The 13,305-nt window shown below is 61.9% G+C and carries 12 protein-coding genes; 7 read left to right on the top strand and 5 right to left on the bottom strand.

Annotated features, from left to right (window positions below; genetic code table 11):
- Window positions 1-5: 5 nt before the first annotated feature.
- A complete protein-coding gene (locus tag A0251_RS04250; RefSeq protein WP_062815604.1) occupies window positions 6-809 on the bottom strand; it encodes a sulfite exporter TauE/SafE family protein in 804 nt (267 codons plus the stop codon).
- Between the two features lie 154 nt (window positions 810-963).
- On the opposite strand from A0251_RS04250, the gene A0251_RS04245 reads away from it, so the two are divergent.
- Window positions 964-1,713 (top strand): NRDE family protein, encoded by a 750-nt coding sequence (locus A0251_RS04245; RefSeq protein WP_062815603.1) that lies wholly within the window; start codon window positions 964-966, stop codon window positions 1,711-1,713.
- A 9-nt stretch (window positions 1,714-1,722) separates the two neighbouring features.
- On the opposite strand, the gene A0251_RS04240 is transcribed toward A0251_RS04245, so the two are convergent.
- From A0251_RS04240 to A0251_RS04230, 3 genes are read right to left on the bottom strand one after another with little or no spacing between them, the layout of a single operon-like run.
- Window positions 1,723-3,153: a M20/M25/M40 family metallo-hydrolase gene (locus A0251_RS04240; RefSeq protein WP_062815602.1), complete on the bottom strand. Its 1,431-nt coding sequence runs from the start codon at window positions 3,151-3,153 to the stop codon at window positions 1,723-1,725.
- 44 nt (window positions 3,154-3,197) lie between these two features.
- Entirely contained in the window at window positions 3,198-5,474 is a 2,277-nt protein-coding gene (ptsP, locus tag A0251_RS04235; protein WP_062815601.1) for a phosphoenolpyruvate--protein phosphotransferase, read from the bottom strand.
- On the bottom strand, window positions 5,467-6,009 hold the full coding sequence (locus A0251_RS04230) for an RNA pyrophosphohydrolase (protein WP_062815600.1): 543 nt from the start codon (window positions 6,007-6,009) through the stop codon (window positions 5,467-5,469). Before A0251_RS04230 ends, ptsP begins: the two co-directional genes overlap by 8 nt.
- 211 nt (window positions 6,010-6,220) lie before the next feature.
- Between A0251_RS04230 and A0251_RS04225 the strand changes: the two genes are divergently transcribed.
- On the top strand, window positions 6,221-6,874 hold the full coding sequence (locus A0251_RS04225) for an HAD family phosphatase (RefSeq protein ID WP_062815599.1): 654 nt from the start codon (window positions 6,221-6,223) through the stop codon (window positions 6,872-6,874).
- Between the two features lie 26 nt (window positions 6,875-6,900).
- Window positions 6,901-7,809, top strand: coding sequence for a hypothetical protein (locus A0251_RS04220; protein ID WP_062815598.1), 909 nt, complete (start codon window positions 6,901-6,903; stop codon window positions 7,807-7,809).
- A gap of 279 nt (window positions 7,810-8,088) precedes the next feature.
- On the opposite strand, the gene A0251_RS04215 is transcribed toward A0251_RS04220, so the two are convergent.
- A complete protein-coding gene (locus A0251_RS04215) occupies window positions 8,089-8,700 on the bottom strand; it encodes an outer membrane beta-barrel protein (RefSeq protein ID WP_062815597.1) in 612 nt (203 codons plus the stop codon).
- Window positions 8,701-8,923: 223 nt separating this feature from the next.
- Between A0251_RS04215 and A0251_RS04210 the strand changes: the two genes are divergently transcribed.
- The 4 genes from A0251_RS04210 to A0251_RS04195 all read left to right on the top strand — a co-directional run bounded on the left by A0251_RS04210 (window position 8,924) and on the right by A0251_RS04195 (window position 13,123).
- Complete coding sequence (locus A0251_RS04210) at window positions 8,924-11,395, top strand: heavy metal translocating P-type ATPase (protein WP_062815596.1); 2,472 nt, start codon at window positions 8,924-8,926, stop codon at window positions 11,393-11,395.
- Window positions 11,392-11,787: a cupredoxin domain-containing protein gene (locus tag A0251_RS04205; RefSeq protein WP_062815595.1), complete on the top strand. Its 396-nt coding sequence runs from the start codon at window positions 11,392-11,394 to the stop codon at window positions 11,785-11,787. Before A0251_RS04210 ends, A0251_RS04205 begins: the two co-directional genes overlap by 4 nt.
- The gene (locus A0251_RS04200) at window positions 11,784-12,290 is read left to right on the top strand and encodes a DUF411 domain-containing protein (RefSeq protein ID WP_082810753.1); all 507 of its coding nucleotides are present in this window, start codon (window positions 11,784-11,786) and stop codon (window positions 12,288-12,290) included. Before A0251_RS04205 ends, A0251_RS04200 begins: the two co-directional genes overlap by 4 nt.
- A 209-nt stretch (window positions 12,291-12,499) precedes the next feature.
- Window positions 12,500-13,123, top strand: a complete 624-nt coding sequence (locus A0251_RS04195) for a LysE family translocator (protein WP_062815594.1) — start codon at window positions 12,500-12,502, stop codon at window positions 13,121-13,123.
- Window positions 13,124-13,305: the final 182 nt, after the last annotated feature.

Here is a 13,305-nt window from a genome sequence, read left to right as displayed (position 1 = left end):
AATGCCTATCCCAAAACCAGCCTGAGGCCGATGATAAACAACACCACCGCGAACACCTTTTTCAGCATGGCTGAAGGCAGCCGGTGGCTGAGTCGCGCCGCCAGTCGGGCGAACGGAAAACTGGTGAGCACTATACCGGCTGTTGCCGGCAAAAACACATAGCCCAGCGCCCCTTCAGGGAGGCGGGTTTCCTGCCAGCCGGCCACCGCAAAACCCAGGGTGCCAGCGACGGCAATGGGCAGGCCACAGGCGGACGCGATGGCCACCGCTTCCTGCATTCTCAGACGGCACCAGCTCAGAAACGGCACCGTCAACGAGCCGCCGCCAATACCGAAAATGGCAGAGCCGGTACCAATCAGCACCCCGGCCACACCCAGCCCCGCAGCGCCGGGCACCCGCTCCGGCAGGTTGGCCTCCGGCACCTTGCGGCCCGTCAGCGCCATCTGCAAGGCAATTACCATGGCAAAGAGACCGAACAACCGGGTCAGCAGTTCCCCTTTCATGGCATCGGCGATAAAGGCCCCGGCGAAGGCCCCCAGCACAATCCCCACGCCCAGCCGCAACACCACCGGCCAGCGCACAAAGCCCGCCTTGTGATGGGTGCGCACCGCGCTGATGGAGGTAATCATGATGGTGCTCAGGGAGGTGGCCACCGCCATCTTCGCCACCAGATCAGCAGGAAAACCAAGCCCGTGAAACAGGAAAATCAGCGCCGGCACGATGACCACGCCACCGCCCAGACCCAGCGCCCCGGCCAGCAGACCGGCGCCCACACCGACTCCCAGACAAATCAGAAACAGTTCCCACATTGGCCAGCCCTTAGCGCCGGTTCATAATCTCTACGCAAGGCAGGTATGCTAGCACGCTACATGTGTCACACGCTGGCGGGATTACCCTTCCCGTTGGAGCCTGGCTCGCAAGGCGAAGGCACCAACCCATCCCCCTGATTGACGGGCAAGTTTCATGTGCATTGTGCTTTTCGACTGGCAACCGGATTCCCCGACTCCCCTGCGGATGGCCGCCAACCGTGACGAATTCCACGCCCGCCCCGCCGAACCCGCCCGCTGGCGCGGCGATATCTTCTGCGGCCTGGATCTGACCGCCGGCGGCACCTGGCTGGGCATCCACCGCAATGGTCGTATCGCCGTGGTCACCAACTACCGGGAACCCATTGCCGAACGGCAAACCGGCGAACGCTCACGGGGTCTGTTGCCGCTGACCTTCCTGGAAGGCAACGACTCCCCGGAACGGTTCTGTCAGGCGCTGGCCGAAGAGCAACATCACTACGGCGCCTTCAACCTGCTGGTGGGCACCCCGGAGAGCCTCTGGTACATCGGCAACCGGGGAGCCCCACCCCAGGCGGTCACACCGGGCGTTCACGGCCTGTGCAACGGTCTGCTGGACGACCCCTGGCCCAAGGTGCAGCGGGCCAAACAACGTCTGGCCAATGCTCTCACCGTCGATAGCAGCCCGGAACAGCTGATGGAGGTGGTCAACGATCACTACCAGCCACCGGACAGCGAACTGCCCGATACCGGCGTCGGCATGGAACTGGAACGTCTGGTGGCCCCGGTCTTTATCCAGTCCCCCGGCTACGGCACCCGAGCCAGCAGCGTCGTCGAACTGTCCCGCCACAGCGACCCGATCATGCTGGAACAGGGCTGGTTGCCGGACGGGACGGCGGACGGGTCGCTACGGCGCAGCCACCCCTGACCGGACCGGTTATCGACCCAGCATCAGCCCCGCATAAAACCGCACCATGTGCGGGTATTGCTCACGGGGAAGACGTTCGTTGTGGCCGTGAAAGCGGGCCAGATCGTCCTGCCCCAGGGACACCGGCATAAACCGGAACACCTGATCGGAGAGAGACTGATAGTGACGGGCATCGGTGCCGGCAATCAGCAGGTAGGGCGCGACCACCGGCTGTTCCGGTAACGCCCGCGCCAGCGCCGCCAGGCGATCAAAGGTGGCAGAGGGAATCCCGGTGACCGGGGAAGGGTCGGACAGGAAGGCCCCCCTGGACGTGACGCTGATACTGTCCGGTAATGCTTTTTCCAAATAGGCCCGCAGACTGTCCCGGGTTTCTCCCGGCGCCAGCCGGAAATTCAGGGTGGCGCTGGCGGTGGCCGGCAGCACATTTTCCTTTACCCCGGCACTCAGCAAGGTGGGTGCCATGGTGGTACGCAGCAACGCATTGGTTTCCGGCTTGCCTTCCAGCTGACGCACAATCAGCGGCTCGAACAACCACAGATTGGCCAGCACCAGTCGTTTGGCAAAGGGCTGGTGCGGCGCGACCTGCTCCAGCATTTTGCGCGTCGGGCCACTCAGAGACGCCGGACGGGGATGGGTCTGCAGGTGGTCGATGGCCGCCGCCAGGTCACCGATGGCGGTTGTCTGCGGGGGGCGTGACGAATGCCCGGGCTCGGCCTCTGCCTGCAATTCCACCGTCATGTAGCCCTTCTCGGCAATGCCCATCAGCGCCACCGGACGATCCAGGCCCAGGGTGCTGCCCGGCAGCATCATGCCCCCCTCATCCAGAATCAGGGCAAAGCGCAGGCCCTGCTGTTCCAGCCAGGCGGCCATCTTCATCGCCCCCTCGCGCCCGCCGATTTCCTCATCGTGACCAAACGCCAGATAAACATCGCAGGCGGGCGTCTGGCCAGTTTTCAGCAAGGCCTCCGTGGCTTCCAGAATCGCCATCAGGCTGCCCTTGTCATCCAGGGCGCCGCGACCCCAGACAAAGTCGTCATCCACCACACCGGCGAACGGCGGATGCTGCCATTTTTCCGGGGATGACACCGGCACCACATCCTGATGGGCCAGCAACAACTGGGGTGGACAGTCATTCTGGCTGTCCCAGTGATACAGCAGGCTATGGCCAAAGGGCTTCACAGAGAGGGTCTGGTGGGTCAACGGAAAACGGTCGCGGAGAAATCCATGGAACCCCACAAAGGCATCGGGCTGATCCGGCAGAGTCGGAAACCGCAGGGCCATTGCCAGCCGCTCCACCATGGCGTCCTCGTCCACGGCTTGCGTCAAATCGGGCAGTTCAGCAACCCGGCTGTCTGCCTGCGGCAATGTCAGGGTGTGATAGAGCAATACCGCGAGCAGGATAAGCACGGCCAGCGCCAGCAATTGCAGCAAGCGTTTCATGTACAGCCCTCATGTCTTGTTGTTATGGCTGGCGCGCTGTGTGGTCAGACCAGCGCCTTGCGATTACGCAGCAATTCGCCCAGCCCAGCCTTGTCCAGTTGCAGATCCACGTAGGCAGCGATGACCTCGCCGTTATCCATGGCCAGCACTTCGTTGAGCAGCTGACGGGTAAAGCTGGCTTTCACCTGGCGCACGGCGGCTTTCACCTTCAGCAGGTTGGAGGCATTCATGGACAACGCATTGACCCCCATGGCCATGAGCAACAATGCCGAGCCCACTTCCCCGGCCATTTCCCCGCAGACGGACACCGGCACTCCTTCCTCATGGGCCTGCTCAACCACATGCAAGATGGCGTGCAGCACCGCCGGGTGATAGGAGTTGTAAAGGGACGCCACCTGTCGGTTGTTGCGGTCCACCGCCAACAGGTACTGGGTCAGGTCGTTGGTGCCAATGGACAGGAAGTCCACCCGCTGGGCCAGCGCGCGGGCCTGGTAGACGGCAGCGGGCACTTCGATCATCACCCCCACCTGGGGCATGGGAATGTCCAGCCCTTCATCACGGACTTCCAGCCAGGCCCGGTGAATCAGGTGCTGCGCCTCTTCCGCTTCAATCACGCTGGTGACCATGGGCAGCATGATGCGCAGGTTGTCCAGGCCATCACTGGCCTTGAGCATGGCGCGCACCTGCACCATGAAAATTTCCGGATGATCCAGGGTGACACGGATCCCCCGCCAGCCCAGGAAGGGGTTTTCTTCCTCGATGGGGAAGTAGCTCAGTGACTTGTCGCCACCGATATCCAGGGTCCGCATGGTTACCGGATGCGGCGCGAAGGCAGCCAACTGCTCCCGGTAGATGACTCGCTGCTCTTCCTCGGAGGGAAAGCGATCGCGAACCATGAAGGGAATTTCCGTGCGGTACAGCCCGACGCCCTCAGCACCGCGCTCGATGGAGCGGTTGATGTCGGTCATCAGGCCGGTGTTCACCTGCAGGGGGATACGGACACCGTCCAGGGTTTCCGCCGGTTCATCGCGCAGCTTTTCCAGGCCCGCCTGAAGATTGGCTTCCTCGGCAATGATCTCTTCGAACTGTTCCTTGAGCTCCGGCGAGGCATTGGCCACCACCCGGCCACGGAAACCATCAACGATGATTTCCTTGTCGTCCATTTGTTTCAGCGGCAGGTTCTGGGCGCCCACCACGGTGGGGATGCCCATGGCCCGGGCGACGATGGCCATGTGCGAGTTGCGCGAGCCCCGGGTCGTCACGATGCCGCGAATTCGCTCACGGGGGACTTCCATCAGCATGGGCGCGGAAATATCTTCACCCAGCAAAATGCAGTCATCCGGAAACACGATATGCCGGCGATTCTGGCTCTGCAGCTGCGCCAGCACCCGCCGCCCCAGATCGCGCACATCCGCCGCCCGTTCGCGCAGATAGGGGTCATCCATCATCTCGAAGTTGCGCACATGGGCATCCACCACAGTACGCAAGGCCCCCTGGGCCCACTGGCCCTCACGAATATGCACGATCACTTCGGCGGGCAACGCATGCCGGTCCAGCATGCGCAGGTAGACATCAAACAGCGCCTGCTCTTCTGCACCCAGGCTTTTCGAGGCGCGCTCGGCCAGGTCCCGCACTTCCTGACGCACCCGCACCAGCGCATCATCCAGGCGAGCGATTTCCGCGCTGACATCCTCCACCTGACGATCCGGCACAGCCGACAGATCCGCCGCCGGGAACAGCAGAACCCCGAAACCGATGGCCGCACCCGGGCAGCCCGGTAGACCATCATAAAAACTGGGCAGGTCCACCCCGCCCGCATCCAGCTGATCGAACAGCACCCCGGAGGCATGGGCGTGGGCAATCACCGCCGACAGCTGGGCGGAGATGGTAACCAGAAAGGCTTCTTCACTCTGGTCGAAACGGCGCACATCCCGCTGCTGCACCACCATCACCCCCAGCACCTTGCCATGGTGCATCACCGGCACACCGAGAAAAGCATGGAACGGATCTTCGCCGGTTTCCGCCAGGTAATGGAATTTGGGATGACTGAAAGCGTCTTCCAGGTTCACCGGCTCTTCGCGCAGGCCAACCTGGCCCACCAGCCCCTCCGACAACCCCAGGCTCACGTGACCCACCGCTTCCTGCTTGAGCCCCTCGGAAGCCATCAAGACATAACGCTGCTCTTCTTCGTTACGCAGATAAATGGAGCACACTTCGGTGCCCATGGCATCGCGGACCCGCTTTGCCATCAGGTTGAGCGCGGAGGGAATATCCGCCGCATTGTTCACTTCCTGGACGATGCGGCGCAGGGTATCAAGCATTGGGGTTGTCTCCCGGTGACATCGGCTTTCTGTCCTGCTCCGCCCGCTCGCCCTTCAGCGCCGGGGCCAGTTCACGCAGGGCACGGGCATAAACGCCCCGTTTGAAATGCACCACCTTGCGAATCGGGTACCAGTAATTTACCCAACGCCAGGCCTTGAATTCCGGGCTCTCGCTGGCAAACAGATCAATCGCCTCATCTTCCGCCGTCAGGCGCAGCAAAAACCATTTCTGTCGCTGACCAATACAATGGGGGCGATTTCTCGGCCGACGCAGAAAGCGGCGCGGCAGACGATAGGTCAACCAGCCCTCCGTGCTGGCCACAATCTCAACGTGTTCAGGGCGGAGTCCGACCTCTTCTTCCAGCTCACGGAAAAGCGTTTCCTCCGGTGTTTCGCCGGGCATCATGCCCCCCTGGGGAAATTGCCAGGCATCGCGGTTACCCACCCGGCGACCCCAGAATACACGGCCATCCTGGCCGGCAATGATGATCCCGACGTTCAGCCGGAATCCCTTTTCATCAATAATGCCTGTCATGGTGTCTCTACGAGCCGACACACCATTGTCGACTCTGGCTCCTTGTTGACCCATTAAACCTTGCCGGGCAACCCGCAATCAATGCACAACCGTGCAACATCCGGTCCACAATCCACGATCCCCCTGCCGGCAAGGCCCCGAGCCATCCTGTCGCTCCCTATAACTTGTCATTCGCTTCGCATAAACTGTGCCGTTCACGTAAGGAGAGGCCATGACGCTCGCAATTTTCGACCTGGACAACACCCTGATCGCTGGCGATTCCGACCACCTGTGGGGGGACTGGCTGGTGGAAAAAGGCATTGTCGACCAGCAGCACTACAAGGAAACCAACGACCAGTTCTATGTGGATTACCAGAATGGTCGGCTGGACATCATGGCGTACCTGCGCTTTTCCCTGAAAGTGCTGGCCGAGCATGACATGGCCCAGCTTCACTTCTGGCGCGAGCAGTTTCTGGCGGAAACCCTGGATGCCATGTGGCTGCCCAAGGCAGAGGCCCTGCTGCAGAAGCACCGGGACCAGGGGCACACCCTGATGATCATTACCGCCACCAATGATTTCGTCACCGCACCGCTGGCGGACCGGCTGGGCGTGGACCACCTGATTGCCACCGTGGCGGAATGCAAGCGCGAACGCTACACCGGCAATGTGGCCGGCACTCCCAGCTATCGGGATGGCAAGGTGGAACGACTGGCGGAGTGGCTGCGCGCCAACGACGAAACGCTGACTGACAGCTGGTTCTATAGCGATTCCCACAACGACCTGCCGCTACTCAGAAAAGTCGACAACCCGGTGGCCGTGGATCCGGATGCCACCCTGGATCGGGAAGCACGTGAGCAGGGTTGGCCAATCATCAGCCTGCGCTGAGACTGATACCAAGGGGAAGGGGAACCATGCGTTATTTTTTCGCCGTATTACTGGCACTGGTGTTGGCCGCTTGCGACAGCAACACACCGGAACCGGCACCGAGCGAAGAGAGGGATACGTCCATCACCGAGGCGGAGATCCCAGCCAGTGACTGGCAGCAGAACGCCGATAAGGCCTTTCAGGACAGCGCCGCCGCGTGGCAGCAAGCCCTGCTTGATTTCACTGAGACCCGTGAACAGGCCCAGCTCGACGCGTTGCGCGATCGGCTTGAGGACTGGTATGCCGCCTTTGTGGATCACTACCTGCTTGCCGCCAGTCGCGCCTGCCAACTCAAGCAACAGGAATTGCTCAACCGCATGGACACCTGGCCCCTTTACCCCGGCTACCTGGATGCCCTGCCGGAATGGCCCGAGTCCGGCCTGATCAGTGATCCCTATCTGGAGATGACCCGAAAATCCCTGCGTGTCCAGCACGGCGCCACGGATGCCAGTGAAGCCAGCCTGGGCTTTGCGGCCCTGTTTGTGGCGCTCAATGGCACGGGAGAGACCGCCAAGGCATTACCCCTGCTGGCTGGCGATGACGAGATCGCCCTGCGCCGCCGCCAGTATCTGCAGCTGGCTGGCGAGCAACTACAGGCCGATGCCAAACTGCTGTCCGTGGACGCCCCCCTGGATTCACCCTCCCTGAAATGCGGGCTGGAACATACCCTGGCCCGTACCGCCCACAGAGACAGCACCGATCTGGAAGCGGAAGGCCTGTTTATTCCGGCAACCGTGCGCGAAGTGAATGCAAAACGGTTGATGGAGGGTGTGCGCAATATGGATCAGACCACTCTGGAAGCCTGGGCAGAAAAAGCACCGGGGATTGAAGAAGCCATCGCCGCATCGAAGAAAGCCGGCAGCGAGGCGCTGCAGGAGTGGCTGGATCAGCCCTGAGCGAATAAAGCCTTTGCAGGAGCGGCGCTCGAGCCGCGAAGAAAAACGTTTCGAGAAACGAGTCACGAGGAGCGAAAACCCGGTCTCTCCGTCTTTCAGGTTTTGGTTTTCGAAACTCGCTTCTCGCAACTCGATACCGTGATAATCGCGCCGCCAGCGACGCTCCTACAGCCAATCACAGCAATAGGCGGAGAGATTCTCACGTCGGCAAGAATCACTACCCACAAAAAAAGCCCGCCGGACTTTCACCCGGCGGGCTTTTTTTGTGCTGAACGCTACTTAGAAATTGTAGCGGCCAAACACACCGTAGGTATCACGGTCGCCACCCACAATAACGCGGGCGCCCAGATCCACCACCGGAGTCAGCTTGAACAGACCCTGGCCGTAAACCCCCAGATCATCATCGTACAGGTCCATATAGGTCAGGCCACCGGAGAGCTCCAACTGCTCGGTCGTCGCGTGACGCAGACCACCGCGCAATTCGAAACCGATTTCATCATCGGAATTGCCCGGATCAAAATCCCGGTCATCGTAAAGGATGTCGGCAGTGGTCACGAAGTCCAGACCCCGCTGCAGGGGGGTATGGAAACCGGCACCGGCGGAAAGGCGAGTGCCATCCACGTCGCCGTCAGGGAACGGGCCACGGTCATAATCACCGTCAAAGAAACCCAGGCTACCGCGCAGGAAAATATGCTCATCCAGAGCGAATGAACCCTCAGCGGTCAGCGCGTCCACATCCACATCGTTATCCAGATCCCAGCGATCATAGGCCAGCTGGCCGTAGGTGTAGGAAAAGCCGTTATCGCGAACCATGGACGTCCGCTGCTCCGCCATGGCCGGTGCAGCAACAGCCAGGGCAATCCCTGACACAAGCAAAGTTTTCTTAAACATAGAAAAGGTCCTCTCAATATTGATAAACGGCATCAATGTGCTCGCACTGTAGTGGCAATATGGAGTCTCAGGCGCGCGAGCAGTTCCGCCTTTTTGACAGTTTTATAAAAATTTTCAATGCCGGCACCGGGTTATAGCACGGGCTTGACCTTGGGGTTACCCTGAAGTTTGACAATCTGTGACAGCAGGCATGGTTCCATCCCCATCGCCCACGGAGACCCGGATGCAGACACAGAGGTTCGCGATTCAGGGCGCCAGCTGCCAGGGCTGCGTCCGCAAGATTCGCCAGTCGCTTGGCGCCCTCCCCGGCGTCGACGATGTGCAGGTGGATCTGGACACCCAGCTGGTGACCGTCACTGGCAACGCCGACAGCGCCGCCGTGCAGGCAGCCCTGTCCAGGGCCGGCTATGCTTCTGATACGCCGCCGCAGGAGGCTCCGCACTCCCCCGCCAGCCGCGACCATGAGCAGCAGCTGGCCATCACCGGCGCCACCTGTGCGGCCTGTGTACGCACCATCGAAAACGCCCTGCGCCACACACCCGGCGTCACCCGGGCCCAAATGAATTTTGCCGATCGCACTGCCAGAGTCAGCGGCACTGCGGATACCCAATCCCTGATTGATGCTGTGGAGCGGGCGGGCTATGGCGCCAGTCCCGTGAACGACAACGATGAGGATGGCGCCCGCGAGCAGCAGGAACAGCAGCACTATCGTCAGTTACTCCGCCATATGTGGCTGGGCCTGGGGCTGGGTGTCCCGTTAATGGCCTGGGGGCTGCTGGGTGGCGACATGATGGTTCGCCCCGGCCAGACCAGCCAGTGGGCCTGGCTGGGGATCGGCCTGATGACCCTGGCGGTGCTGGCGACCGCAGGCCGCCATTTCTTTGTCGGTGCCTGGAAAGCGTTTCGCAATCACAACGCCAACATGGATACCCTGATCACCCTGGGGACCGGCGCCGCCTGGGTCTATTCCATGGCCGTGGTATTGATCCCCACCGCCCTGCCGGAAGCCGCCCGCCACGTGTACTTCGAAGCCAGCGCCATGATCATCGGCCTGATCAACCTGGGCCAGGCACTGGAAGTCCGTGCCCGGGGCAAAACCAGCGCGGCGGTAAAACGCCTGCTGGATCTGGGCGCCAAAACCGCCCGGGTGGTCCGCGATGGCCCGAATCAGGAAAAACGGGAAGAGGATATTCCCGTGGAGCAAGTGCAGACCGACGACATCCTGCGCGTGCGCCCCGGAGAGAAAATTGCCGTGGACGGTATCGTCGAGGAAGGGGAAAGCCGGCTGGATGAATCCATGCTCACCGGCGAACCCATGCCGGTGCGCAAGGCCATCGGTGATACGGTCAGCGCCGGTACCCTCAATGAAGGCGGCACCCTGCTCTACCGGGCCACCGCCGTGGGCAAGGACACCGCCCTGTCGCGGATCGTGGCGCTGGTAAAGAAAGCCCAGGGCAGCAAGCCGCCTATTGGTCGTCTGGCCGACCACGTCTCCGCCGTCTTCGTGCCCGCCATCATGCTGATCGCCGTGGTCGCTGCCCTGGCCTGGTTCAACCTGGGGCCGGAACCGCGCATCACCCACATGCTGATCAGTGCCACCACGGTGCTGATCATTGCCTGCCCCTGCGCCCTGGGGCTGGCCACCCCCATGTCGGTCATGGTCGGCGTCGGCAAGGCCGCGGAACACGGCATTCTGATTCGTGAGGGGGACGCCCTGCAGACCAGCAGCAAGCTGGACACCATTGTGCTGGACAAGACCGGCACCATCACCGAAGGCAAACCGGCGCTCACCGAGATTCTCTGTGCCGAGGGCCAGCAGGAAGACACCCTGCTGCAACTGGCCGCCAGCCTGGAAAGCGGCTCCGAGCATCCATTGGCACGCGCCATCGCGGAAGCGGCAGCGCAGCGTGAAATCAGCCCGGACCGTGTCGACAATTTCCAGGCCCTCAACGGCAAGGGAGTCAGCGCCACCCTTAACGGCAAACACTACCGGCTCGGCAACCGCCGCTGGCTGGAACGCGAAGGCATCACCGTCAGCCTGAACAGCGACTCGCTCACCGAGCGTGGCGCCACCCCCCTGTTCCTGGCCGAAGACAACACCCTGCTCGGCATCCTCGGCGTGGCCGACCGTATCAAGGAAGATTCCCGGGAGGCCATTGCCCGTCTGAAAGATCAGGGGCTCACCGTGGTGATGATGACCGGTGACATCCAGGCCAGCGCCGACGCCATCGCCAAACAGGTGGGCGTGGATCAGGTGATGGCGGAAGTGCTGCCTGAGGACAAGGCGAAAAAAGTGCAGTCTCTGCAGGAAGAGGGACGCATCGTGGCCATGGTGGGCGACGGCATCAACGATGCCCCGGCGCTGGCCCAGGCGGATGTGGGCTTTGCCATCGGCACCGGCACCGACGTGGCCATCGAATCCGCCGCCATCACCCTGATGGGCGGCTCCCTGCACGGCGTCGCCGATGCCATGGCAATCTCCGCCGCCACAGTACGCAACATCAAGCAGAACCTGTTCGGCGCCTTTATCTACAACAGCCTGGGCGTGCCCGTTGCCGCCGGGGCGCTCTACCCGCTCACCGGCAGCCTGCTCAGCCCGGTGATTGCCGGCGCCGCCATGTCGCTCAGCTCGGTGACCGTGGTCAGCAATGCCAACCGGTTGCGGCTGTTCAACCCTCAGCGAGGCAAGTCATGACACTGCTGATCAATCTTGCCGGCCTGTTGCTGATGGCGGGGATCGTCTGGTGGTTCTGGCTGTCCAATTCCACTGGAAAAAGCCAGGCTGTCAGTGATCAAGACACCACCATTGTAGTCGCGGATGGCGTCTACAAGCCGGCCACCCTGCATGCCAGGGCCGGGGAGACACTGACCCTGCACTTCGACCGACGGGATCCTTCCCCCTGCGCCGAGCAGGTGGTGTTCCACGGGCTCGACGTGAGCGAATTTCTGGAAACGGGTAGCATCACCACCGTGATCCTGAACAACCCGCCCGCCGGCGAGTACCGTTTTACCTGTCAGATGCAGATGTATCAGGGCAGATTGATTGTCAGCCCCGCAACTGCCCCACGCATGAAAGAGGAAACATGATGAAAGTTTTTTCGGCTCTCCTGTTGGCTTTTCTGGTCACCGCCTGCGGTGATGACGGTCCGCCCGAGCCCCAGGCCACCGAAGCGGCTCCCGCCGCCGCTGAAGCAACAAAAACCGCCAGCACCGAGAAGGTCCTGGAAGTCTACAAATCTCCTACCTGTGGCTGCTGTGGTGCCTGGGTGGATCATATGAAAGACAATGGCTACCAGGTGGTGGTCCACGAACAGCAGAACCTGCAGTCCATCAAGGAAAAGGCCGGCATCCTCCCCGGACAGGGCTCCTGTCATACCGCCTTTATCGACGGCTATGCCATTGAAGGACATGTGCCGGCTGCCGATGTGGACCGGCTACTGGCCGAGCGCCCGGACGCCAGGGGACTCACCGTGCCCGGCATGCCAGTGGGTTCCCCGGGCATGGAAATGGGCGACCGCGTGGATGCCTATGACGTGCTGCTGTTCGATGAAAACAGCACCGAAGTCTTCAGCCACTATCCTGGGAACTGACCCTCCCCTGTAGGAGCACCTCTCGAGGTGCGAACCCGAGCTCAGGCGAGGGAAATCTATCCGGTAACGTCAAACCTGCTAACCGGTTCGCACCTCGAGAGGTGCTCCTACAGCGGCTTCGTGGACACGGCTGCAAATCCCTTGCCTGTCCTTCAACCTGTCACCGAAACCCGCTACAGTTTCCCCTTTTGCGTGTAACGAGACCCTGAATGCTTCCTCTCCATGACTGGCTGCTGCTGGCCAGCGTCTGCGCCCTGGGTGCCATGGCACCGGGCATCAGCCTGGCGGTGATCACCCGCCACACCCTGCATGGGGGAGCCCGGGCGGGCGCCCTTGCCGGCGCCACCCATGCCCTGGGAGTCGGCATCTGGGCTACCGCCACCGTCACCGGGTTGGCGGTGCTGTTCCACCGCTACCCGTCCCTGGAACTGGCGTTCAGTCTCACCGGCGCCCTGTTTCTGTTATGGATGGCCTGGAAAAGCTGGCAGGCGGGCAAACAGCCGTTGCCGGCTGCCGATGCCGACAGCCAGTTCAATGTCCTGCACGGGGCCGCCCGGGACGGTTTCCTGGTGGCCTTTCTGAACCCGAAGGTGGCACTGTTTTTCCTGGCCCTGTTCAGCCAGTTCCTGCAGGCAGACATGGCCCAGGCCGCCCGCATCCAGATGGTGCTCACGTCCATGTTCATTGATGGCGGCTGGTATGTGCTGGTGGCGGTATTGCTTGGCCGCAGCCGTTTCCTGCCCTGGCTGCGGGCCCATCATCACTGGGTGGAAAAAGGCACCGCCCTGTTACTGGTAGTGATTGCCGCCAGCGTGGTGTGGCAGGCGGCGTGACGCCAGGAAGCCAGATTCACCGCTCCGAAAGCGTCAAAAGGCTCCCGAAATCAATGCCCCCTTGCCCGCTTCTGCGAGGTACGAGGTACGAGTTTCGAAAGAAAAACCAAACCCGGCTTTCGCGACTCGTACCTCGCTTCTCGTCACTCGTCACACTCTGTCCGTCATCCCTTCCATCCCCC

Source organism: Alcanivorax sp. NBRC 102024 (genome assembly GCF_001602235.1).
In the GTDB taxonomy this organism is placed as follows: domain Bacteria; phylum Pseudomonadota; class Gammaproteobacteria; order Pseudomonadales; family Alcanivoracaceae; genus Alcanivorax.
Note: the sequence above shows the minus strand (reverse complement) of the source record. Positions and strands in the feature narration are given on the sequence as shown.

Excerpts from the sequence above, each read along its gene's own strand:
- A0251_RS04250 (WP_062815604.1), bottom strand. The coding sequence starts at position 809 with ATGTGGGAACTGTTTCTGATTTGTCTGGGAGTCGGTGTGGGCGCCGGT.
- A0251_RS04245 (WP_062815603.1), top strand. The coding sequence starts at position 964 with ATGTGCATTGTGCTTTTCGACTGGCAACCGGATTCCCCGACTCCCCTG.
- A0251_RS04240 (WP_062815602.1), bottom strand. The coding sequence starts at position 3,153 with ATGAAACGCTTGCTGCAATTGCTGGCGCTGGCCGTGCTTATCCTGCTC.
- ptsP (WP_062815601.1), bottom strand. The coding sequence starts at position 5,474 with ATGCTTGATACCCTGCGCCGCATCGTCCAGGAAGTGAACAATGCGGCG.
- A0251_RS04230 (WP_062815600.1), bottom strand. The coding sequence starts at position 6,009 with ATGACAGGCATTATTGATGAAAAGGGATTCCGGCTGAACGTCGGGATC.
- A0251_RS04225 (WP_062815599.1), top strand. The coding sequence starts at position 6,221 with ATGACGCTCGCAATTTTCGACCTGGACAACACCCTGATCGCTGGCGAT.
- A0251_RS04220 (WP_062815598.1), top strand. The coding sequence starts at position 6,901 with ATGCGTTATTTTTTCGCCGTATTACTGGCACTGGTGTTGGCCGCTTGC.
- A0251_RS04215 (WP_062815597.1), bottom strand. The coding sequence starts at position 8,700 with ATGTTTAAGAAAACTTTGCTTGTGTCAGGGATTGCCCTGGCTGTTGCT.
- A0251_RS04210 (WP_062815596.1), top strand. The coding sequence starts at position 8,924 with ATGCAGACACAGAGGTTCGCGATTCAGGGCGCCAGCTGCCAGGGCTGC.
- A0251_RS04205 (WP_062815595.1), top strand. The coding sequence starts at position 11,392 with ATGACACTGCTGATCAATCTTGCCGGCCTGTTGCTGATGGCGGGGATC.
- A0251_RS04200 (WP_082810753.1), top strand. The coding sequence starts at position 11,784 with ATGATGAAAGTTTTTTCGGCTCTCCTGTTGGCTTTTCTGGTCACCGCC.
- A0251_RS04195 (WP_062815594.1), top strand. The coding sequence starts at position 12,500 with ATGCTTCCTCTCCATGACTGGCTGCTGCTGGCCAGCGTCTGCGCCCTG.